The 21,250-nt window shown below is 73.1% G+C and carries 16 protein-coding genes; 3 read left to right on the top strand and 13 right to left on the bottom strand.

The window, feature by feature from the left end:
- Positions 1–9: 9 nt before the first annotated feature.
- The 3 genes from PSQ21_RS24860 to PSQ21_RS24850 all read right to left on the bottom strand — a co-directional run bounded on the left by PSQ21_RS24860 (position 10) and on the right by PSQ21_RS24850 (position 3,125).
- Positions 10–690, bottom strand: a complete 681-nt coding sequence (locus tag PSQ21_RS24860) for an AIM24 family protein (RefSeq protein ID WP_097870404.1) — start codon at positions 688–690, stop codon at positions 10–12.
- A gap of 11 nt (positions 691–701) precedes the next feature.
- The gene (locus PSQ21_RS24855) at positions 702–2,381 is read right to left on the bottom strand and encodes a TerD family protein (protein ID WP_274033122.1); all 1,680 of its coding nucleotides are present in this window, start codon (positions 2,379–2,381) and stop codon (positions 702–704) included.
- Positions 2,382–2,501: 120 nt separating this feature from the next.
- On the bottom strand, positions 2,502–3,125 hold the full coding sequence (locus tag PSQ21_RS24850) for a M48 metallopeptidase family protein (protein ID WP_274033120.1): 624 nt from the start codon (positions 3,123–3,125) through the stop codon (positions 2,502–2,504).
- Between the two features lie 259 nt (positions 3,126–3,384).
- Between PSQ21_RS24850 and PSQ21_RS24845 the strand changes: the two genes are divergently transcribed.
- Both PSQ21_RS24845 and PSQ21_RS24840 read left to right on the top strand, forming a co-directional pair.
- On the top strand, positions 3,385–4,545 hold the full coding sequence (locus PSQ21_RS24845; protein ID WP_274033118.1) for a ThiF family adenylyltransferase: 1,161 nt from the start codon (positions 3,385–3,387) through the stop codon (positions 4,543–4,545).
- 65 nt (positions 4,546–4,610) lie between these two features.
- Positions 4,611–6,089, top strand: coding sequence for an ABC1 kinase family protein (locus tag PSQ21_RS24840; protein ID WP_274033117.1), 1,479 nt, complete (start codon positions 4,611–4,613; stop codon positions 6,087–6,089).
- A gap of 25 nt (positions 6,090–6,114) precedes the next feature.
- Here PSQ21_RS24840 and PSQ21_RS24835 read toward each other — a convergent pair whose 3' ends face one another.
- The 5 genes from PSQ21_RS24835 to PSQ21_RS24815 form a co-directional block, all read right to left on the bottom strand.
- Positions 6,115–6,318, bottom strand: a complete 204-nt coding sequence (locus PSQ21_RS24835) for a hypothetical protein (protein ID WP_274033116.1) — start codon at positions 6,316–6,318, stop codon at positions 6,115–6,117.
- Between the two features lie 98 nt (positions 6,319–6,416).
- On the bottom strand, positions 6,417–6,776 hold the full coding sequence (locus PSQ21_RS24830; RefSeq protein ID WP_274033115.1) for a hypothetical protein: 360 nt from the start codon (positions 6,774–6,776) through the stop codon (positions 6,417–6,419).
- Positions 6,773–7,141 (bottom strand): WhiB family transcriptional regulator, encoded by a 369-nt coding sequence (locus PSQ21_RS24825; protein ID WP_007460056.1) that lies wholly within the window; start codon positions 7,139–7,141, stop codon positions 6,773–6,775. The genes PSQ21_RS24830 and PSQ21_RS24825 overlap by 4 nt, the downstream gene beginning before the upstream one ends.
- 176 nt (positions 7,142–7,317) lie before the next feature.
- On the bottom strand, positions 7,318–7,647 hold the full coding sequence (locus tag PSQ21_RS24820; protein WP_274033112.1) for a hypothetical protein: 330 nt from the start codon (positions 7,645–7,647) through the stop codon (positions 7,318–7,320).
- 167 nt (positions 7,648–7,814) lie between these two features.
- Complete coding sequence (locus tag PSQ21_RS24815; protein ID WP_274033110.1) at positions 7,815–10,034, bottom strand: ATP-dependent DNA helicase UvrD2; 2,220 nt, start codon at positions 10,032–10,034, stop codon at positions 7,815–7,817.
- A 307-nt stretch (positions 10,035–10,341) separates the two neighbouring features.
- Here PSQ21_RS24815 and PSQ21_RS24810 point away from each other — a divergent pair, with 307 nt between their 5' ends.
- Positions 10,342–10,596, top strand: a complete 255-nt coding sequence (locus tag PSQ21_RS24810) for a glutaredoxin domain-containing protein (protein ID WP_274033109.1) — start codon at positions 10,342–10,344, stop codon at positions 10,594–10,596.
- A gap of 79 nt (positions 10,597–10,675) precedes the next feature.
- On the opposite strand, the gene nudC is transcribed toward PSQ21_RS24810, so the two are convergent.
- The 5 genes from nudC to PSQ21_RS24785 all read right to left on the bottom strand — a co-directional run bounded on the left by nudC (position 10,676) and on the right by PSQ21_RS24785 (position 21,234).
- Positions 10,676–11,632: an NAD(+) diphosphatase gene (nudC, locus tag PSQ21_RS24805; RefSeq protein WP_274033108.1), complete on the bottom strand. Its 957-nt coding sequence runs from the start codon at positions 11,630–11,632 to the stop codon at positions 10,676–10,678.
- A gap of 107 nt (positions 11,633–11,739) precedes the next feature.
- A complete protein-coding gene (locus PSQ21_RS24800; protein ID WP_274033107.1) occupies positions 11,740–13,134 on the bottom strand; it encodes a dipeptidase in 1,395 nt (464 codons plus the stop codon).
- Positions 13,135–13,144: 10 nt separating this feature from the next.
- Positions 13,145–16,678 carry an ATP-dependent DNA helicase gene (locus PSQ21_RS24795; protein WP_274033105.1) on the bottom strand — a complete coding sequence of 1,178 codons (3,534 nt, stop codon included), beginning with the start codon at positions 16,676–16,678 and terminating at the stop codon, positions 13,145–13,147.
- Between the two features lie 176 nt (positions 16,679–16,854).
- Positions 16,855–20,424 carry an ATP-dependent helicase gene (locus tag PSQ21_RS24790; RefSeq protein ID WP_274033103.1) on the bottom strand — a complete coding sequence of 1,190 codons (3,570 nt, stop codon included), beginning with the start codon at positions 20,422–20,424 and terminating at the stop codon, positions 16,855–16,857.
- A gap of 219 nt (positions 20,425–20,643) precedes the next feature.
- A complete protein-coding gene (locus PSQ21_RS24785; protein WP_274033101.1) occupies positions 20,644–21,234 on the bottom strand; it encodes an MGMT family protein in 591 nt (196 codons plus the stop codon).
- Positions 21,235–21,250 lie beyond the last annotated feature (16 nt).

Genomic DNA, 21,250 nt, shown 5'->3' with positions numbered 1-21,250 from the left:
CCCTCCCCGTCAGTTCCGGATCCGCAGACGGTCCGTGCTGTCCTCGCTCGGCTGGACGACGACGATGCCCTGGCCGGAGAAGCCCATCTGGTACGCCTCGCCGCTGCCGCGGCCGATCAGCGAGCCGGCCTTGAAGCTCCGCTTGCCCTTCACCTTGAGGTTCGGGGACCAGGCGACGAGCGCGTCCGGGTCGACGTACGTCTCGTCCTCGCCGCGTCCGCAGTCGACGACGATCGGGGTGCCGCGCGAGGTGATGGCGACCCACCCGGTGCCCTGGACGACGACGTTCCACAGGCCCTGTCCGGCGAACTTGGCGAGCCCCTTGACCTTCTCGACGCCCCAGGTGAGGTGGGCGTCGAAGGCGAGGAGGTTGGTGCCGTTGACGGAGATCGAGTCGTTGTTGAGGTTGACGACGACCACGTCGGCGCCGTAGTCGGCGAGGTAGAGCAGTCCGTCGCCGGAGCACTTCATGACGGGTGCGCCCTCGCCGGTGATCCACTGGGAGGCGATCTGACGGGCGGCGGGCGGGTTGGGCTCGTACTGGATGAAGCCCTCGTACGCCACCATCGAGCCGGTGCGCGCGAAGAGGTCCTGCCCGGAGGCCATGGCGACCTTGAGCATGGTCTTGCCGTGGTTCTCCATACGGGCCGTGACCGGGGTCGGGGCGAAGCCCGCGAGTTGCTGATTCATGACGGGCTCCCTCAGACCTCGTAGGGCTGGACGACGATGAAGTTGCCGGGGGCTCCCCGGAACTGGAGGTTCACGGTCTCCCCGCTGTGTCCGGGGTACGCGTTGCGGCGCAGCCGGACCTGGCTGGAGACGATCACCTGGGAGGCGGCCGACCAGGCGACCACCGCGTTGCAGTCGGCGAACGTGGTGGGCGTGACCGGCAGGACGACCGGGGTGCCGTGCGTCTTCACGATCACGGTGCCGGTGCCCTGGAACTGCATGGTGAACAGGGCGCCGCCGGGGATGCCGTGCCCTTCGACCCTGCGGACCTCGTACTGGAGCGACTCGTCGAAGGCGAGGACGTTCTCGGCGGAGACGCAGATGGCATCACCCTGCAGCTCGATCGGATGCAGGTACGAACCCTCCTCGGCGAGGAAGACCTGGCCGCGTCCGGTACAGCGCATCAGCTGCATTTCCTGGCCGGTGGCGTTGCCCACAGCACGGCCGACGAACCCGGCACTCTTGTACCCGAAGTCCACCTTGCCCTGGTACATCACCATGCTGCCCTGACGGGCCAGGACCCCGCCTCCCCCCATGGTCAGGTCGACCCGCATGAGCTGCTGGTTCTGCGGGGTCCAGCGCTGTCCGGTGGCGGTCTCCTTGTACGGCTGCAGGGCCGCCTGGAGGCCCGCGCCCGTGGCCGGCGCTCCCTGGGGCACGCCCTGCGGGACACCCGGCGGCATGCCGACGGGGGGCTGCTGACCGTACGGGGCCGGCGCGGGCTGCCCGTAGGGAGCGGGGGCCTGCTGGCCGAAGGGAGCGGCGGGCGGGGCGCCCTGACCCGGGACCTGGCCGAACGGGGACGGGTGCGGCTGCGGCTGCGGCGGCTGGCCGTACGGGGAAGGGGCCTGGGGTGCCTGGGGTGCCTGCGGAGCCACCGGGGCCTGGGGAGCCACGGGGGCCTGGGGCATCTGGGGAGCAAGGGGGGACGCGATCGTCGGCGCCGCGTGCACCGGCTGCTGCGGTGCGGGCGGCGGCGTGGGCGCGGGCGGGGCTCCGAAGGACGGAGCGGGCTGCGGGGCCTGGGGCGCGGGCGGCGCACCGAAGGCCGGGGGCGCGGCGGCCTGGGCCGGCGGGGCGAAGCCCGGCACGGCGGCCGGTGCGGCGGCGGCCGGCGCCTCTTCCTCGGCGACCTCGCCGCCGAAGTTCTTCAGGAGCGCGTCGAGACCACCGTCGAAGCCCTGGCCGACGGCGGCGAAGCGCCAGACGTCCTTCAGGTAGAAGTCGCCGAGCATCACGGCGCGCTCGGTGGTGAACTCCGACCCGGTGAAGGAGTACCTCACCACTTCCTCGCCGCCCGCGACGATGCGGATGTATCCCGGGCCGATCTGGGACATCTGGCCGGGACCGTCGAGCGTCGCGGTGAAGGAGAGCTTCTGGATGGCTGCCGGAACGCGGTCGAGCGTGACGCGGAAGGACTCGGTGTCACCGGACTGGGCGCCGAGGAGCTGGATGGACTCCTCGGGCGATTTCGGCTGGTTGAAGAAGATGAAGTACCGGTCGTCGGAGAGCTGCTCATGGGCGTCGAGGCCGAAGCAGCTGATGTCGAAAGTCAGCCCCGGGGCCGCGATCTGCACACCTACGTACAGATCCGTCCCTGGCGTGAGATCACTGATCTTGGCCTTGTGGCCGCGTTGGAATTCCCTGGCCATGCGTAACGACCGTCCCCCATCCCGAAGGTAAATGCGTCGCGTCAGGCTAACCGCAAACGACGACATCGGGCCAAGCCGGTACACACCCGGTACAGAATCGGCGCACGCGCCCGGCCCCGGTCACTCCTCGCGGGCGGCGGGCAGGTGGGGCAGCCGGTCGGCAGCCACGACACCCTCCAGATACCCACGGGCGCGCTCGGTGCGCGGGTACGCCTCCAGCAGCCGCCAGAACCGCGGACCGTGTCCGGGAACGAGCAGATGTGCCAGCTCGTGGAGGAGTACGTAGTCGACCACGTACTCCGGCATGCCCTGCAGCCGGTGCGAGAGCCTGATGCTGCCCTCGGCAGGCGTGCAGGAGCCCCAGCGGGTGTTCTGGTTGGTCACCCAGCGCACCGAGACGGGCCGGGCGCGACCGTCGAAATACTGGGCGGACAAGCGCCCGGCACGCTCCGCGAGTTCAGTGTCGCCCAGGACGCGCTTGCTCTCCTGGGCGGCGAGCCTGTCCAGCATCACCCCCACCCAGCGCCGCTCCTCCGCCTCCGACATCCGGGCCGGGATGAGCACGATCGTGCGGTCGCCCTCCCGGTACGCGGAGACCGACTTCCTGCGTCGGGTGCTCCGGCGGACCTCGACCGCGCTCGTCGCCGAAGCGCGGGCCGGATGGGCTGCCGCGCTGCGCTGATGGCTTCCGGCGCTGGGCGCGGGGGGCTCCCCGGCGAAGCCGGGCGACGGGTCGGCGGGCACGCCACGACGTTACCCGCTGTCGGTGGGGGAAGTCCCGCCCGGGAACGCTCCCGCGGCGATTCACACACGGCATGCAGCATATGAACGACCACAGGATTGAACGATCAAGGGCTTGAATGATCGATGGCCGGTACCTGTGGACAACTCCGGGCACGGTTCGGCGCGGCCCCGCATTCTGGCGGAGGTCCTGCGGAAAGACCCGTGGATCAACCGGTCTGCGAGCACACCTGTGCCCGCCACACCGCTCGGGGGAGAAATCATGTATCCGATGCTGAAGCCCGCACTGCGTCGCGCCTGGCGCGGACGGAACACCGTGCAATTCGGTGTGACACCCGCACATGCTGTGGCGCTCGGACCGGTGGACCTCGCCACGGGGAGCTTTCTGGAACTGCTCGACGGCACGCGCGGGCTGCGGCTCCTGCACGAGGAGGCCCGCGCTCTGGACCTGTCGGAACATCAGGTGGACACCCTGCTGACCCGGTTGGCGGAGGCTGGGCTCCTGGACGACCCGAGGTCGGCCGGTCCGGGTTCCGATGTCCTGTGTCGTCGCGCCGAGGTGATGGACCGCCAGCGCCCCGATGTGGCCTCCCTGTCGGTCGTCCGCCCCGAGCCGGGGGGCGGCACGCGCCGGATGGCGGCCCGGCGGGCGATGCGGGTCCAGGTACGGGGAGCCGGCCGGGTCGGGGCGTCCATCGCCTCGGTGCTCTCGGGTGCGGGGGTGGGGCATGTGGAAGTGCTCGACGGGGGCCGGGCCGAGCCCTGGGACGTGGCGCCCGCGGGGCTCCCCCCGGCAGCCGTGGGGGAACGGCGCGACGTGGCGGCCCGCCGACTCGTCCGCCGGTCCGCACCGGGACCGGCTCCCCGGCGAGCGACGGCGGACGGAGCGGAGGCCGGCCTGCCGGGGAGCGCCGGACAGCCCGTCCTGTCCCTGATCGTCGTCGCGCCCCGGGACGGCCTCGCGGTGTACGCACCCGTCGCGGACACGGCCGGCCCCTGGATCGCGTCGGGCACTCCTCACCTCTACGCCGGAGTGATCGAGGCCACCGGGGTGGTCGGGCCTCTCGTCCTGCCCGGGGGCACGGGCTGCGCGGGGTGCCTGGAGCTGCACCGTGCGGACCGGGATCCGCAGTGGCCCCGGATGCTGGCGCAGTGGCGATCCGGGCGGCGGGGAGCGGTGCCCGCCTGCGATCTGGGGCTCGCGACGGCGGTCGCCGGTCTCGCCGCGGCACATGCCCTCGCGTTTCTGGACGGGGACCTCCCTGCCAGTACCGGAGCTCGCTGGGAGGCCGCTCTCCCGTTGCTGGACTGGCGTTCCGAGCCGATCGGCCCGCACCCGGACTGCTCCTGCGGGGCGGCCGGGAGCACTATGAGGGAACGGCCCTCCGGTGCTCTTCCGGCGCAGGACACAATGGCGGGGTGACCGCCGTACGCCGGAGAAATCCCGGAGGCACGAGCGGCACGGCAGTCTGGGAACTGGAGGGGCACATGTCTGATCTTCCCCGGAAGGCGGTTACGCGTACGGCCAAGCTGGCCGCGCTTCCGCTCGGCTTCGCCGGCCGTGCCACATGGGGGCTGGGCAAGCGGATCGGCGGCAAGTCGGCCGAGCTGGTCGCCCGCGAGGTGCAGCAGCGCACGGCGGACCAGCTGTTCAAGACCCTGGGCGAGCTGAAGGGCGGGGCCATGAAGCTGGGCCAGGCCCTCTCCGTCTTCGAGTCGGCTCTGCCCGAGGAGGTCGCCGGACCCTACCGGGCCGCGCTGACCAAGCTCCAGGAGGCCGCGCCGCCGCTGCCCGCGCGCACGGTCCACGGGGTTCTCGCAACACGGATCGGGGAGGACTGGCGGGACTTCTTCCTGGAGTTCGAGGACACGCCGGCGGCTGCCGCCTCGATCGGGCAGGTGCACCGGGCGGTGTGGCACGACGGCCGCGAGGTCGCCGTGAAGGTGCAGTACCCCGGCGCGGGCGAGGCATTGCTCTCCGACCTCGCCCAACTCAGCCGTTTCGCCCGGCTGCTCGGCCCGCTGGTCCCGGGGATGGACGTCAAACCGCTGATCAAGGAGTTGCGGGACCGGGTAGCGGAGGAGTTGGACTACGAGCTGGAGGCGCGGGCCCAACAGGAGCACGCGGCGGAGTTCGAGGACGACCCGGATGTGGTGATCCCTCAGGTGGTGCACCAGTCCGACCAGGTGCTGGTGACGGAGTGGATCGACGGGATCCCGCTGTCCGAGGTCATCGCGGAGGGGACGACGGAACAGCGGGACCGCGCGGGGCAGTTGCTGGCCCGCTTCCTCTTCTCCGGCCCGGCACGCACCGGGCTGCTGCACGCCGACCCGCATCCGGGCAACTTCCGGCTGCTGCCCCCGGCGGCGCAGGACGCGGGGCATACGGAGGGGGACGGCGGTCCGGTCGGGTCGTGGCGGCTGGGAGTGCTGGACTTCGGCACGGTCGACCGGCTGCCGGGCGGCCTGCCGCGGAACATCGGCGACTGCCTGCGGCTGACGCTGGAGGGCGACGCGGCGAGGGTGTACGGGCTGCTGCGCGAAGAGGGCTTCGTGAAGGAGTCGATCGAACTGGACCCGGACGCGGTGCTCGACTACCTGCTCCCGATCATCGAGCCCACGCGGGTGGAGGAGTTCACCTTCAGCCGGGGCTGGATCCGTGAACAGGCGGCCCGGATAGCCGATCCGCGCTCCCCCGCCCATCAGCTCGGCAAGCAGCTGAATCTCCCCCCGTCCTATGTCCTCATACACCGGGTCACGCTCAGCACGATCGGGGTACTGAGCCAGCTCGGCGCGACGGTCCGGCTGCGCGACGAGCTCGAAGCGTGGCTGCCGGGGTTCCTCTCGGAAGGCACGGAGACGGAAGACACGGAGACGGTGGACACGGGGGCCGCGGGCTCGGGGGCGGCGGACTCGGAGTACACCGAGGAGGAGGGCGAGCCGGAAGGGGAGCCCGTCCAGGCGTAAGGGAGGCCGGGCCGGGAGGCCTCGGTCACCACCAGAGCGAATCGAGTCGGCTCTCGATCGCGCGGATGTGGAGGCGGGCGCAGCCCTCGCAGAAGAGGAGACGGCGTCCGTCCTCCACGGAGCAGAGCCAGGTCGGAGGGGCTGTGTCGCCTTCGGCGGCGGTGCCGCAGCGGGCGCACACCACGCTGTGCTCAGCGGGTTGTCCGGGGGGATGGGTCTCCTCGTCCACCTCCTGACGATATCCCCGTGACCGGACGGGCGTCCGCACAACGCACCGCGGGGCCGCCCTTGTCCGGACGGCCCCGCGGTGAGGTGATGGGTGCTCGGTCAGTGCATGACCGCCATGGCCAGCGCGCGGCGGGCGCGCAGCGAGGCGCGCTCCGCTCGGCGCTGCATCCGGCGGGCGGCGATCAGGCGGGCCGACTGGCGGTCCACCTGGGCCTCCCGCAGGCGGTCGTGCATATGCGCACGAGCCATGGCTTCTGGGATGAGTTGCATTTCGCGGGTCCTGTTCTGGCGCGAGTCGTTCGCGCCGATGATGGTGACGTCGGGGGTTGCGGAGCCGACGGGCTCCTTCGTGGGGGTGATCATCGGTGCCTGATTCCGGGGGTCATGGGTCTGGGGACGGTCGATCGTTCCGAGGCGGAGCCTGCGTGTGGGGGCGGGGACCCCACAGGTCGCGGTCACGCTGCGACCGGGTTCTTGCGCGGACGGCCACGCGGACGCTTGCGGGCCACGACGACGCCCTGGACGAAGAGCTCGCCGCCCCAGACACCCCACGGCTCGCGGCGGTCCTTCGCCCCGGCGAGGCAGGCCTCGACGAGCGGGCAGGTGCGGCAGAGGGACTTGGCGTACTCGACATCGGCGGGCGACTCGGCGAAGAAGACCTCCGGGTCGTAGGAACGGCAGGGAACGGGCACGCCGAGGTTCTCGATGGCGTCGTCGAGCGCGGTGAGCGTGGTGAGCGGGGTCAAGGCGGAGTCCTCCGTGGAGCCGGGCGGCGAGATCGGGGTGGAAAGCGGTACTGACGGGGCGTGCGTTTCGATGTGCACGGTGGGTGGTGTCCTCGTCTGGTCGTGCCGGCCTGTTGGCCGGTTGGCGGCTGCTGGTACCAAGTCCTGCTTGTCCCGAGGCTCCTTCGTTCCGTCTCGTCCGTTCGGACAAAACAAAAGGGCCGCGGATCCCGAGTGGGGTTCCGCGGCCCTGAAGGCGCCGGCCTGATACTGGATCAGGCTGGATCACTCCAGGGTTCAGGCCCACGGAAGGCCCACATCGTGTGGTGCTGCTGCGTCTGCTTCTTGGCTCCGGCACCGGCTGCCGCAAAGGCATAGGCCTGAGCCTGCGCTGCCTTCGCTACTGCTGCCGCCGGTGCCTCGATCGGTCGCTCATTGCGCTCCCGCGTCACGGGGAGGCTCGCCAGGGACAGCGGACGGACGGCGGAGACGCCGGACAGACCGGTGGCGCGAAGCGAGGCAGCCGAGGAGCGGGTGAGGCCGAGCGAGCAGGTGGAGACGACCGAGAGATCGGTCATTTTCTGGGTTTCGATGATGCTGATCACTTCAATCGCCTCCTCTCGGCGTCTCAGGGGGACCGGCCAGGGCCGATCCTGCGTATTCGGATAAGTACAGCACGGAATCAGGGCTTCAGAGAAGTCGCTGTTCCCGTGGTTAAGAACCTATGGTGACGACTGGGGCGGGCGCAAACTATTTTCTGCACGAGTTTTCCTCAGCTCTCGTCGACACCCTCCTCGGGCTCACCGTCAACCGTCTCACCTGCACAGATAGCCAGAACGTCGGCGCCGAAGCGGTTCAACTTCCGATTGCCGACGCCGGCGATGACGACCAGCTCGCCCTCGGTGGACGGAACGGCCTCGGCGATCGCCATGAGGGTCTTCTCGGTGAACACGCAGAAGTCGGGCTGGCCCAGCAGGGCCGCCTGGGCGGAGCGCCAGTCGTACAGCCGCCCGTACAGCCCCTCGTCCATGTCCGAGGGGCACTCCTCGCAACGCATCAGCTTCATCTCGCCCGCGTCGGTGAGCGTGCGTCCGCAGACCCGGCACCGCACCGGGCCCCGGTGCTTCCGCTCGACCGCCGGAGCCCGGCTCGCCCCCGCGGCCCGGCCGGTGCCCCGGTCGATGCCCCCGCCGCCCCCGGCCCCGCTCCGCGCGCCCGGGGCCGCCGAGCCCGGGCGCAGCCCGTTCAGGAAGCGGGTCGGCCGACGGCTCGCCCGGCCGCCAGGCGACCGGGACAGCGCCCAGGAGAGCGAGAGATGGACGCGGGCGCGGGTGATCCCGACGTACATCAGGCGCCGCTCCTCCTCCACCTGCTCGTCGGTCCTGGCGTAGGCGATCGGCATCATGCCCTCGGTCAGGCCGACCAGGAACACGGCGTCCCATTCCAGGCCCTTCGCCGAGTGCAGCGATGCCAGGGTCACTCCCTGGACCGTCGGGGCGTGCTGGGCGGCCGCCCGTTCGTCCAGCTCACGGACCAGGTCGGTGAGGGTCGCCCCGGGCTTCGCCGTCTCGAAGTCCTCCGCGAGGCGCACCAGCGCGGCCAGCGACTCCCAGCGGTCGCGCACGGCCCCCGATCCGGCGGGCGGCCGGCTGGTCCAGCCCTTGGTGGAGAGCACCGCCCGCACCTGGGACGGCAGCCCCTCCGCGTCGTCGAGCAGGGAGTCGTTGCGCCCGGCGCGGGCCGCGCCGCGCAGGGCGGTGCCCGCCTCGCGGACCTCGGCCCGCTCGAAGAAGCGCTCGGCGCCGCGCAGCTGGTAGGGCACCCCGGCGTCCGCGAGGGCCTGCTCGTAGACCTCGGACTGGGAGTTGACGCGGTAGAGCACGGCGATCTCACCGGCCGGCACGCCCGCGGCGACGAGATCGCGGATGCGCCGGGCGGTGCCCTCGGCCTCGGTGGGCTCGTCGGAATACTCGGTGTAGACGGGCTCGGGCCCCTTGTCGCGCTGCGAGACCAGCTCCAGCCGGTGCTCGGCGGCCCTGCCGTGGGCCTGGCTCAGCAGGCCGTTGGCGAGGTGGACGACCTGGGGGGTGGAGCGGTAGTCCCGCACCAGCTTGACCACGGTCGCCCCCGGGTGGCGGGTGCGGAAGTTCAGCAGGTGGTCGGGGGTGGCCCCGGTGAAGGAGTAGATCGTCTGGCTGGCGTCGCCGACGACGCAGAGATCGTCCCGGTCGCCGACCCAGAGGTCGAGCAGCCGCTGCTGGAGCGGGCTCACGTCCTGGTACTCGTCGACGACGAAGTGCTGGTACTGGCCGCGCACGTGCTCGGCGATGTCGCCGCGGTCCTGGAGGATGCCGACGGTGAGCAGCAGCACGTCCTCGAAGTCGATCACCGACCGGTCGCGCTTGAGCTGCTCGTACATCGAGTAGACCTGGGAGAGCTCCGCCGGGTCGCGGGGGGCGTCCCGCCGGTTCTTCTCGACCGCCGCCGGATAGTCGGCGGGGACGGTCTGGGTGACCTTGGCCCACTCGATCTCGCTGGTGACGTCCCGGAGCTCGTTGCGGTCGAGCCGGAGCTGACAGCGGGCGGCGGCCTCGGCTACCAGCTGCACCTTCCGCTCCAGCAGCCGGGGCAGCTCACCACCGACTGCTTTCGGCCAGAAGTACTGAAGCTGCCGGAGGGCGGCGGAGTGGAACGTCCGTGCCTGGACGCCGGTCGCGCCGAGCTGTCGCAGGCGGCCGCGCATCTCTCCGGCGGCCCGGTTGGTGAAGGTGACGGCGAGCACGGTGGCCGGCTGGAGGATGCCCGCCCGCACCCCGTAGGCGATGCGGTGGGTGATCGCGCGGGTCTTGCCCGTGCCGGCCCCGGCCAGCACGCACACCGGTCCGTGCAGGGCCAGGGCCACCTCGCGCTGCTCGGGGTCGAGCCCGTCGAGCACGGCGTCCGGGGTCTCGGGGACCTGTGGGAAGAGGGTGGAGTGCGTTGCTGCTGTCACACCGCCATGCTGCCAGGTCCCACGGGGCGGGCGCGGCGGTTGTCCACAGGGGTGAGGTATTCGTCGTACCGGCCCCTGCGGCCCGGGGGGCCGGTACGGAGACCGGTGCGAGGACGGAGCAAGACCGGTGCGAGGGCGGCGCGGGGTCGGTGCGAGGGCAGTGTGACGACGGCGCGGGGGCGTGATGGGAATGGTGGCCGAGTCCCGTACGTTCCTCAAGGTTGGGGAAGGCCGCGGACAGCGGCCGGACCACGAGTGACGCTGCGGGCCGCGCAGCGTACGGACGAGACGAAGGAGCGCCAGCGACATGGCGGGCACTGTGACGATGTACAGCACCACCTGGTGCGGCTACTGCCGCCGGCTGAAGAGCCAGATGGACCGCGAGGGCATCGCCTACACCGAGGTCAACATCGAGCACGACCCGGAGTCGGCCGTGTTCGTCGAGAAGGCGAATGGCGGAAACCAGACGGTCCCCACGCTGCTGATCGTGGCCCCCTCGGGCACCGAGTCGGTCATGACGAACCCGTCTCTCGCCCAGGTGAAGCAGGCGCTCGCCGCCTGATCCGGCCGAGGGAAGCACCGCCCGTCACGCGCACGACTGCCCCCGGCGGCGCCGGGGGCAGGGCTGTGTCCGGGGTCGCTCAGCCGTTCCGCTGCACGCTGCCGGGCCTCGGGAGCAGCTTGCCGTACCAGAGCTCGATCAGGCGCGCCGCGATCGAGATACCGAACGGCGGCATGACCTCGCCGGACTCGAAGGCGGCGGTGAGGTCCTCGCGGGAGAACCAGCGGGCCTCCTCGATCTCCTCGCCGTCGACGGTGATGTCGAAGGACGTCGCCCGCGCCATGAAGCCGAGCATCAGGCTGGAGGGGAACGGCCACGGCTGGCTGGCGATGTACTCGACCTCGCCGACGGTGATCCCGGCCTCCTCGTACACCTCACGGGCCACGGACTGCTCGATCGACTCCCCCGGCTCGACGAACCCGGCGAGCGTGGAGAAGCGGCCCTCCGGCCAGTGCACCTGGCGGCCCAGCAGGGCCCGGTCCTGGTCGTCGGTGACCAGCATGATGACCGCCGGGTCGGTACGCGGGTAGTGCTCGGCGCCGCAGGCCTGGCAGCGGCGGATGTGGCCGGCCGCCGCGATGACGGTGCGCTCGCCGCAGCGGGAGCAGAAGCGGTGCAGCCGCTGCCAGTTCTCCAGGGCGACCGCGTGCGCCATCAGGCCCGCGTCACGGGGGCCGAGGAGAAGACCCGCCTCGCGGAGTCCCGCGGGCCGGGCCGACTGGTCCATGCGGCCGGGCAGCGCGTCCTTCTGGAGCGCGAAGTAGCTGACGCCACCCTCGTCGGTGCCGAGGAAATACCGGTGGGTCTCGGTGACCGGGGCCTCGAAGGCCTGGGTCATGACGATCTCCGTGCCCCCGTCGGGGGTGTCGTCGATCAGCACCTGGCCGCCGGAGACGACGAAGACGCGGGTCGTCGGGTGGCTCCACGCCACGGCCAGCCACGCCTCGTCGAGGCGGTGGTGTGCCGCGCGGTCGATGCCGCTCGGGGCGGTGAGGCCGATCGGGCGGTCTGCGGTGGCGTTGTCGAAGGTGCTCACAGGTGCTTCCTACTCCCCCTGGGTGGATCGGGTGTGCACAGGTACGTGGAGGGTGTGCAGAGGATTCAGCGGAGTTCCGGTTCCGGGCGTTCAGCAGTCCCGGGCGTTCAGCGCAGTGCCGTGGCCAGCTCGCCCCACAGGTGGGCGGTCGTCTCCACACCCTTGAACAGCAGGTCGAGCTCGACCTTCTCGTCGGGGGCGTGCCAGCCGTCGGAGGGCACGGAGATACCGAGGAAGAGGACGGGTGCGCCGAGCACGTCCCTGAGATCGGCGGCGGGGCCGGAGCCTCCTTCGCGGGTGAAGAGGATCTTCTTCCCGAAGGCCCGGCCCATCGCGCGGGCCACCGCCTTCAGGGCGGGGTGGTCCAGCGGGGTCAGGCAGGGGCGGGTGGCCGGCTGGAAGGCGATCCGGTGGCGGACGCCCGCCGGGATCCGGGCCTCGGCCCACGCCCGGACGGCCTGCTGGACGTGGTCGGGGTCCTGGCCGTCGACCAGCCGGAAGCTGATCTTCACCAGGGCCGACGAGGGGATGATCGTCTTGCTGCCGGCGCCCTGGTAGCCGCCGCCGATGCCGTTGACCTCGGCGGTGGGGCGGGCCCAGACGCGCTCCAGCGTGGAGTATCCGGCCTCGCCGGCCGCGGCCCCCGACTTCGCGGTGCGCAGCCAGGTGGCCTCGTCGAAGGGCAGCTCCGCGAAGAGGGCCCGCTCGGTGTCGGTGAGGTCGGTGACCCCGTCGTAGAAGCCGGGGACGGCGACCTTGCCGTCCTCGTCGTGGAGGGCGGCGACGAGGCGGGCGATCTCGGTGGCCGGGTTGGGGACGGCTCCGCCGAACGATCCGGAGTGGATGTCCTGGGCGGGGCCGTACAGCTCGATCTCGCACTCGGCGAGGCCGCGCATGCCGGTGCAGACGGTCGGGGTGTCCTCGTCCCACATGCCGGTGTCCGAGACGATCACCGCGTCGGCGGCGAGCCTGGCCGCCCGCTGCTCGGCCAGGGCGCGGAAGTGCGGGGAGCCCGACTCCTCCTCGCCCTCGACCAGCAGCTTGAGGTTCACGGCGGGGGTGGTGCGGCCGGTCGCGGCAAGGTGCGCGCGGACGCCCAGGGTGTGGAAGAACACCTGGCCCTTGTCGTCGGCCGCGCCGCGTCCGTACATCCGGCCGTCCCGGATCACCGGCTCGAACGGGTCGGTGGCCCAGCCGTCCTCGCGGGCGGCGGGCTGTACGTCGTGGTGGCCGTAGACCAGGACGGTCGGGGCGTCCGGGTCCTCGCTGGGCCACTCGGCGAAGACCGCCGGGGCTCCGGGGGTCTCCCAGATCTCGGTGACCGGGAAGCCGGTCTCCTTGAGCTTGGCGCTCAGCCACTCCGCGCTGCGCCGTACGTCCCCGTCGCGCTCCGGCTGCGCGGACACGGACGGGATACGCAGCCACTCCGCGAGGTCGTCGAGGAAGGCTGCGCGGTGCTGTTCGGTGTACGTACGGACGGCGCTGTCCGGGGTCTCGCTCATGCTCTTGAGCCTATCCGTCCTCGGGGGCCGGCTCGTCCAGCAGGATCCGCTCCAGTTCGGCCCGGCCCGGCAGGTCCTGCGGATGAACGGTCTCCCCGCTGCGTACGTAGAGGAAGGTCGCGGTGACCGCTTCGAGCGGCAGATCGTGCAGCTCGGCCCAGGCCAGCCGGTAGACGGCGAGCTGGAGCGGGTCGGCGGTGCGGTGGCGGGTGGTCTTCCAGTCGACGATCTCGTACCGGTCGCCCGTGCGGTAGACGGCGTCGATCCGGCCCCGGATCACGCGACCCGCCAGGGTGATCTGGAACGGGGTCTCCACGCGGTACGGCGTACGCCGGGCGTAGGCGGTGCGCTCGAACGCCTCCTTCAGTTCGGCGAGGTCCCGCTCGTCGGCGATCTCCGCGTCGCTCTCGTCGCCCCCGGGCAGTTCGTCGGGGCCGAGCATGGGCAGCGGCAGTTCCTCGTACCGCGATTCCACCCAGGCGTGGAACCGGGTGCCCCGGCGGGCGGCGGGCTGGGGCGGGCGGGGCATGGGCCGGGCCAGCTCCTTGGCGAAGGCGTCGGGGTCCTCGGCCAGGCGCAGCAGCTGGGTGGCGGAGAGCGCGGCGGGCACGAGAACCTCGCGCACGGTGGCGCGGGCGCGGCGCAGCTCCCCGGCCAGGGAGTCCAGGTCCCGGTCCCAGGAGGCGAGGGTGCGGGCCTCCTCGGGCGTGAGCCGCTGCGGGGTACCCGCCTCCTGGGGGTGGCGGGCGGCCGGGATGTGCGGGGGCGGGGGCGGTGCGCTGACCTGTCCCGTGTCAGGTGCGGTCTCCGGTGGGGTGTCCTGCGCGGTCCGCGGTGCGGTGGCCGGTGCCGCGCCCGGTGCGCCCGGTGAGCCCGGGGGCCGTTCGGTGGGGAGTGCGTCCCAGTCCCAGTCCCAGTCCTCGTCGACCGGACCCTCCTCGACCGGACCCTCCTCGACCGGTCCCTCCTCGAACAGCGCCTCGTCGACCGGTACGTCATCGGGCTCGTCCGAAGGCTCGCCTGTGGCCAGCCGTTCCAGGTGGGCCAGCACGGTGTCCCGGGCGGCGCGGCGGCGGGCGAGCGCGTCGACGTCGAGCGGGAGCGGCCAGGCCAGGTCGGCGTCCCGCTCCACGAGGGCCGGGTTCTCCTCGTCGTCGGCGGGCTCGTCCGCCCAGGCCTCGATCTCGCCGTGGCCCGCGGCGCAGTGCTCGTACAGCGCGTCGAGGAAGGCGGACGGGCCGCGGGTCTTCTTCTGCGACGGACCCCACCAGTGGCCGGAGCCGAGGAGAAGGGAGCGGGGGCGGGTGAAGGTGACGTAGCCGAGGCGCAGTTCCTCCGTGTGCTGGTGCTCCTTCATCTCCGCCTTGAACGCCTTGATCCCCTTGGCGTCGAGGCCGTCGCGCGTGTCGAGGGCCGGGAGGGTCTCCGCGTCTCCGCGCAAGGCGTGCGGGAGCACCTGGGGCTGGGCGGTCCACGCCTCCCGGGCACGGTCGCTCGGGAACTGGCCCGTGACCAGTCCGGGCACGGCGACGACGTCCCACTCCAGGCCCTTGGACTTGTGGGCGGTGAGCACCTTGACGGTGTTCTCGCCGCCGGGCAGCGCGTTGTCGAGGCCCTTCTCGTACTGCGCGGCGGTCCGCAGGAAGCCGAGGAAGGCGAGCAGAGTCGCCTCGCCGTCCAGGGAGGCGAACCGGGCCGCGATGTCCAGGAAGTTGGCGAGGGTCTCGCGGCGGCGGGCGGCCAGCGCCTGCGGGGACGCGGACAGCTCGACCTCCAGTCCTGTGGTGGCCAGGACGCGGTGCAGGACGTCCATCAGGGGGTCCGCGAGGGAGCGGCGCAGGTCGCGCAGCTCCCGGGCGAGGCGGGCGAAGCGGACGCGGGCCTCGGCGGAGAACGGCAGCCCGTCGTCGGCCGCGTCCCCCACGACCAGGAAGGTGTCCAGCGCGTCCGCGAGCGATATCACCTCGGCCGGGTCCGTGCCCTCGACCGCCTCCGCGAGCCGCTGGTCCGCGTCGGCGTCGTCCGCGTGGCCCGCCCGGTGCACGAGGAGGCGGGCGCGGCGGCCCAGGAGCGCGAGGTCACGGGGGCCGATGCGCCAGCGCGGTCCGGTGAGGAGGCGGACCAGGGAGGCGTTGGCCCCCGGGTCCTGGAGGACCTCGCAGACGGCGACCAGGTCCGCCACCTCCGGCAGGTGCAGCAGCCCGGCGAGGCCGACGACCTCGACCGGGACGTCCCGGGCGACCAGCGCCGCCTGGATCGCGGGGAAGTCCCCGGCCGTGCGGCACAGGACGGCGATCTCGCCCGGCGGGGTGCCGGTGCGCACGAGGTGGGCGAGGGAGTCGGCGAGCCAGTCGATCTCCTCGGTGTGCGTGGTCAGCAGGGCGCAGCGGACCATGCCGTCCCGCTCGGCCCCCGGGGCGGGGCGCAGCGCCTCGACGCCCTCGTGCATCGCCCGCAGGGGTTCGGCGAGGCCGTTGGCGAGCTGGAGGAGACGGCCGCCGCTGCGCCGGTTCTCACTGAGGCTGTAGCGGGTGGCGGGGGCGCCGTCGGCGTGGGGGAAGTGCTCGGGGAAGTCGTCGAGGTTGGCGACGGACGCGCCGCGCCAGCCGTAGATCGCCTGACAGGGGTCGCCCACGGCGGTCACCGCGTGGCCGGTGGCGGCGGCGTCCGTACCGGCTCCGAACAGGGCGGAGAGCAGCAGCCGCTGGGCCACCGACGTGTCCTGGTACTCGTCGAGGAGGACCACCCGGAACTCCTCACGCAGGATCCTCCCGACCTCGGGCCGGGTCAGGGCCAGCTCGGCGGAGAGGGCGATCTGGTCGCCGAAGTCCACCAGGTCCCGGCTGCGCTTGGCGGCCCGGTAGCGCTCGGTGAGGGCGAGGAGGGAGCGGCGGGCCTCGGCGGCCTCGGGGATCTTCCGCAGGTCGGCGTTGCTGAGTTTCGTGTGCTCCAGGGCGCTCAGCAGCCCGGTGTCGTACGTGTGCAGAGCGCCCGGGCGTACGAGGTGTTCGGACAGCTCCCCGTCGAGCGCCAGGAGATCGCTGACCAGGGTGGGGAAGGACCGGGTGAGCGCCGGGTACGGTCCCGGGGCCTCGCGCAGCACCTTCGCGGCGAGCTGGTAGCGGGTGGCGTCGGCGAGGAGGCGGGTGGAGGGCTCCAGGCCGATGCGCAGGCCGTGCTCGGTGAGGAGGCGGCCGGCGAAGGCGTGGTACGTGGAGATGGTGGGCTCGCCCGGGGGGTTGTCCGGGTCGATGACGTCGGGGTCGGTGACCCCGGCGGCGATCAGTGCCCTGCGGACGCGCTCGGCCAGCTCGCCCGCCGCCTTGTTGGTGAAGGTGAGGCCGAGGACCTGCTCCGGCGCGACCTGTCCGGTGCCCACCAGCCAGACGACACGGGCGGCCATCACGGTGGTCTTGCCCGACCCGGCTCCGGCCACGATCACCTGCGGGGCGGGCGGCGCGGTGACGCAGGCCATCTGCTCCGGGGTGAACGGGATCCCGAGGAGCTCCTTGAGCTGCTCGGGATCGGTGATGCGTGAGGACACCCGAGCAACGGTAACCGGCCCCACCGACAACCCGGCACGAACCGGATGCCCGGCCGACCGCTCGGCCACCGACGGCCTCTGGCCACCCGGCGGCCTCTGACCGGTCGAGGGCCCCTGACCGGTCAACGGCCTTTGATCGGCCGACGGCCTCTGATCGGTCAAGGGCCTGTGATCGGCTAATCGACCACCTGACGGCCCTCCGGCTGCGCGCTGCACGAGGCGCGGAAGGTGCAGTGGGCGCAGTGGGCGCCGGTGGTGGGTGTGAAGCGTTCGTCCAGGACCTTTCCGGCGGCGGTGGCGAGCAGGCCGGAGACCCACTCCCCCGCCAGGGGTTCCTGGGCCTGGACCTTGGGGAAGGCGTCGCCGCCCTCCTTCTTGGGGGCGGGCTGGCGGAGCTGGACCAGTTCGGCGCCGCCCGGTTCGGGGCGGCGGCCGTCGAAGAGGTCGTCGACCGCGCCCTCACGGACGGCGAGCTGGTACACGGCGAGCTGGGGGTGGGCGGCGACCTCGTCCTTGGTGGGCGCGCCCTTGCCGGTCTTGAAGTCGACGACGTACGCCCGGCCCTCGGCGTCCTGTTCGACCCGGTCCATGGAGCCCCGGACGCGGACGGCGTACTCGCCCGCCTCCAGCGTCACGTCGAAGTCGTGCTCGCTCGCGGTGGGGGTGCGGCCGCCCCGGTCCAGGACGTGCCAGTGCAGGAAGCGCTCCAGGGCGGCGCGGGCGTGCTCCTTCTCCTGCTCGGACTTCCAGGGGGCGTCGAAGGCGAGGCCGTTCCACACGGAGTCCAGGCGTTCCATGAGGACGTCCAGGTCGGCGGGGGTGCGGCTGGAGGCGACCTCGTCGGCGAGTACGTGGACGACGTTGCCGAACCCCTGGGCGGCGGTGGCCGGGGCGTCGGCCTTCACCTCGCGGCCCAGGAACCACTGGAGGGCGCAGGTGTTGGCGAGCTGGTCCAGCGCGCTGCCGGAGAGGGTGACGGGCCGGTCGCGGTCGCGCAGCGGGACGGCGGAGCGGGTCGGCTCCTCCAGGCCCCACCAGCGGTAGGGGTGGGCCGCGGGCACCAGCGGCTGCCCCTCGTCGTCGGTGAGCGCGGCGAGCCGGGCGAGGCGGTGGGCGGCGGCCTCGCGCAGCGCTTCGGAGGCGGCCGGGTCGACCGTGGTGGCGCGCAGCTCGGCGACGAGCGCGGCGACGGCGAGGGGTCGGCGGGGGCGGCCGGTGACGTCGCGGGGTTCGACGCCCAGCTCGCTCAGGAAGCGGGAGGGCTGGTCGCCGTCGTCGGCGGGGGCCTTCACGGCGGTGACGACGAGGCGGTCGCGGGCGCGGGTGGCGGCGACGTAGAAGAGCCGGCGCTCCTCGGCGAGGAGGGCCCCGGGTGTGAGCGGTTCGGCGAGTCCGTCGCGGCCGATCCGGTCGGCCTCCAGGAGGGAACCCCGGCGGCGCAGGTCGGGCCAGACGCCTTCCTGGACCCCGGCGACGACGACGAGCCGCCACTCCAGGCCCTTGGAGCGGTGGGCGGTCATCAGGCGTACGGCGTCGGGGCGGGCGGTCCGCCGCGAGAGGGTGTCCGCGGCGATGTCCTGGGCGTCGACCTCTTCGAGGAAGTTGAGGGCCCCGCGCCCGCCGGTGCGCTCCTCGGCGCGGGCGGCCGTGTCGAACAGGGCGCACACCGCGTCGAGATCGCGGTCGGCGTTGCGCCCGCCCGCCCCGCCGCGCAGCGCGGCCCGCTCCAGCCGGCCGGGCCAGGGGGTGCCGTTCCACAGGGCCCACAGGGCCTCCTCAGCGGTGCCGCCGCCTTCGAGGAGCTCGCGGGCCTTGCGCAGGAGCGCACCGAGGCGCTGCGCTCCGCGGGCGTACGCCGGGTCGTGCGTGACGAGCCGTTCGGGCTCGGCGAGGGCGCGGGCCAGCAGGGCGTCGGAGGGGGCGGGGACCCGGATCCCGGCGGCGCGCTCCTCGTCGCGCAGGGCCCGGCCGAGGCGGCGCAGGTCGGCGGCGTCCATGGAGCCGAGCGGCGAGGCGAGGAGGGTGAGGGCGGTCTCGGTGTCGATCCAGGGAACGGAACCCTCCTCCGCGCCCTCCTCGGCTGCCGCCCCCGGTCCCTCCTCGGCCCCCTTCTCGGCTCCCTCTCCCGCTCCCTGCTCGGCCCTCTTCTCGGCTCCCTCTCCCGCTGCCTCCTCGGCCCGCCTCCCGGCTGCCTCCTCAGCTCCCTCATCGGCCCTCTGGTCTGCTGCCTCATCGGCCCGCTCAGCGGCGGCTCCCTCCTCGGCCTGATCCTCCGCTTCCGCTTCCGCTTCGGCGGGGCCGTGGCGCAGCGCCGCCGCGGCCACCGTCCGCAGCGCCGTCAGCAGGGGGGCGACGGCCGGTTCGTGGCGCAGCGGCAGATCGTCTCCGTCGACCTCCAGGGGGACGCCGGCGGAGGTGAGGGCGCGGCGGACGGCGGGCAGCGAGCGGCCTCCGGCCCGTACCAGCACGGCCATCTCCTGCCACGGCACCCCGTCCTCCAGATGGGCGCGTCGCAGCAGGTCCGCGATGTTCTCCAGCTCCGTGGACGCGGTCGGGTAGGTGTACGTCTCGACCTGGCCGCCGTCCCGGACGGCAGCCGGGTCGCGGTGGGCGCGGACCGTTTCTGCGGGCAGCCGGGTCAGGGGCATCCGGCGGGTGAGCAGCCGGGTCGCCGCGAGCAGTCCGGCCCCGGAGCGGCGGGAGGTGGTGAGGACGCCCACGGGCGCGGGGCCCCCGTCCGCCCGGCGGAAGGTGTCCGGGAAGTCGAGGATGCCGTTCACATCGGCGCCCCGGAACGTGTAGATCGACTGGTCGGGGTCGCCGAAGGCGATCAGGGTCCGCCCGCCGCGCGCATCCGCACCGCGCCCCCGGTCGTACGGCGCGCGCCCCCGGTTGCCCGCCAGCGCGTGGAGCAGGCGCACCTGGGCCGGGTCGGTGTCCTGGTACTCGTCGACGTACACCGCGTCGTAGCTCCCGGCCAGCCGCTCCGCGACCTCGGGGCGCTCGGCGAGGAGGACCGCGCGGTGCACCAGCTCCGCGTAGTCCAGGACTCCCTGGGCGTCGAGGATGTCGAGGTACTCGGCGAGGAACTGGGCCGCCGCCGTCCAGTCCGGGCGGCCGGTGCGGCGGGCGAAGGCGGCCAGCGCGTCCGGGCCGAGACCCAGTTCACGGCTGCGGGCCAGCACGGCGCGCACCTCGTCGGCGAAGCCGCGGGTGGTCAGGCAGGACCGCAGCTCGTCCGGCCAGCGGACGTGGGCCAGGCCCTCCTTCTCCAGGTCGAGCTGGCCCGCGAGCAGCTCGCGGACGGTGACGTCCTGCTCGGGTCCGGACAGCAGACGCAGTGGATCGGCGAACAGATCGGCGTCCTGGTGGGCCCGGACCAGGGCGTAGCAGTACGAGTGGAACGTGGTGGCCTGCGGGCCCCGGGCCGCCCCGAGGCGGGCGGCCATCCGGTCGCGCAGCTCGACGGCGGCCTTGCGGCTGAAGGTGAGGACGAGGATGCGGGCCGGGTCGGCGCCGCGGTTCACCCGTGCGGCGACGGATTCGACGAGGGTGGTGGTCTTGCCGGTGCCGGGCCCGGCGAGGACCAGCAGCGGGCCGCCGGGGTGGTCAACCACCGCGCGCTGGCCTGCGTCCAGGAGGGGGGGATCCACGGAGCCCGGCGGAGTGCGCACCAGACGGTACGCACCCGTGGTCCGCGGCCGTGACTCACGGTGCGGACTGTGCCGGGTGGTGGAGGAACTCACGTGGATCGCCGGTCCTGGTGGGTGTACGCGGGGTGTGCGCGGGTGTACGGGTGATGGAGGGCGGGGTCGGTGCAGCCGGGGAAGAGGGAGGGGCGGAGCGTGCCGCGTGATGACGACGCTACGCCAGCGACGGCGCGGGAGGCAGCGGCTGTGCCGCGTCCCTCGTCACGTGCTCTGCCGCGCCGGGCCGTACCCGCCGGAGGCCGATGGCGGAAGCTGTCAGATGTGAGCTATCTCGCCCGCGCCGCCCGGACCACCCGCGCCACCCCGGTCGCCCGGACCACCCGCGCCACCCCGACCGCCCGGACCACCCCGGTCGCCCGAACCACCCTGGCCACGCACACCACCCCGGCCGCCCGGACTGCCCGAGCCACCCCGACCGACCGCGCCCCCCGGACCGTGCCCGTCATCGGGCGCGGCATCCGCCCGCCCGCCGTCTGCGCCGCCGTCCCAGCGGGCGCGCCGCATGTCGATACGCGGAATGTGCCCCTCCGTCTGGCGCGACGCCTCGCGCAGCGGGGTGCCCTCGGCGCGGTAGTGGTCCAGCGCCCGCAGCTCGTGGGCGGGGAGCAGCGTCCCGTCGGAGCGGACGACGCGCCACCACGGCACGGCCGATCCGTACAGCGCCATGACCCGGCCGACCTGGCGGGGTCCTCCCTCGCCCAGCCACTCCGCGATGTCGCCGTACGTCATCACCCGGCCGGGCGGGATGAGATCGGTCACGTCGAGGACGCGCTCCGCGTACTCCGGCAGTTCGGCGCCGGCCGGGGCGGTGCCGGACCCGCCCCTGCCCGTCTGGTCCTGGCTCATCCGTCCCATCCTGCCG

Origin of the sequence: Streptomyces sp. MMBL 11-1 (assembly GCF_028622875.1) — a bacterium.
Taxonomy (GTDB): Bacteria; Actinomycetota; Actinomycetes; order Streptomycetales; family Streptomycetaceae; genus Streptomyces.
This window is presented reverse-complemented; position numbering and strand designations above follow the sequence as displayed.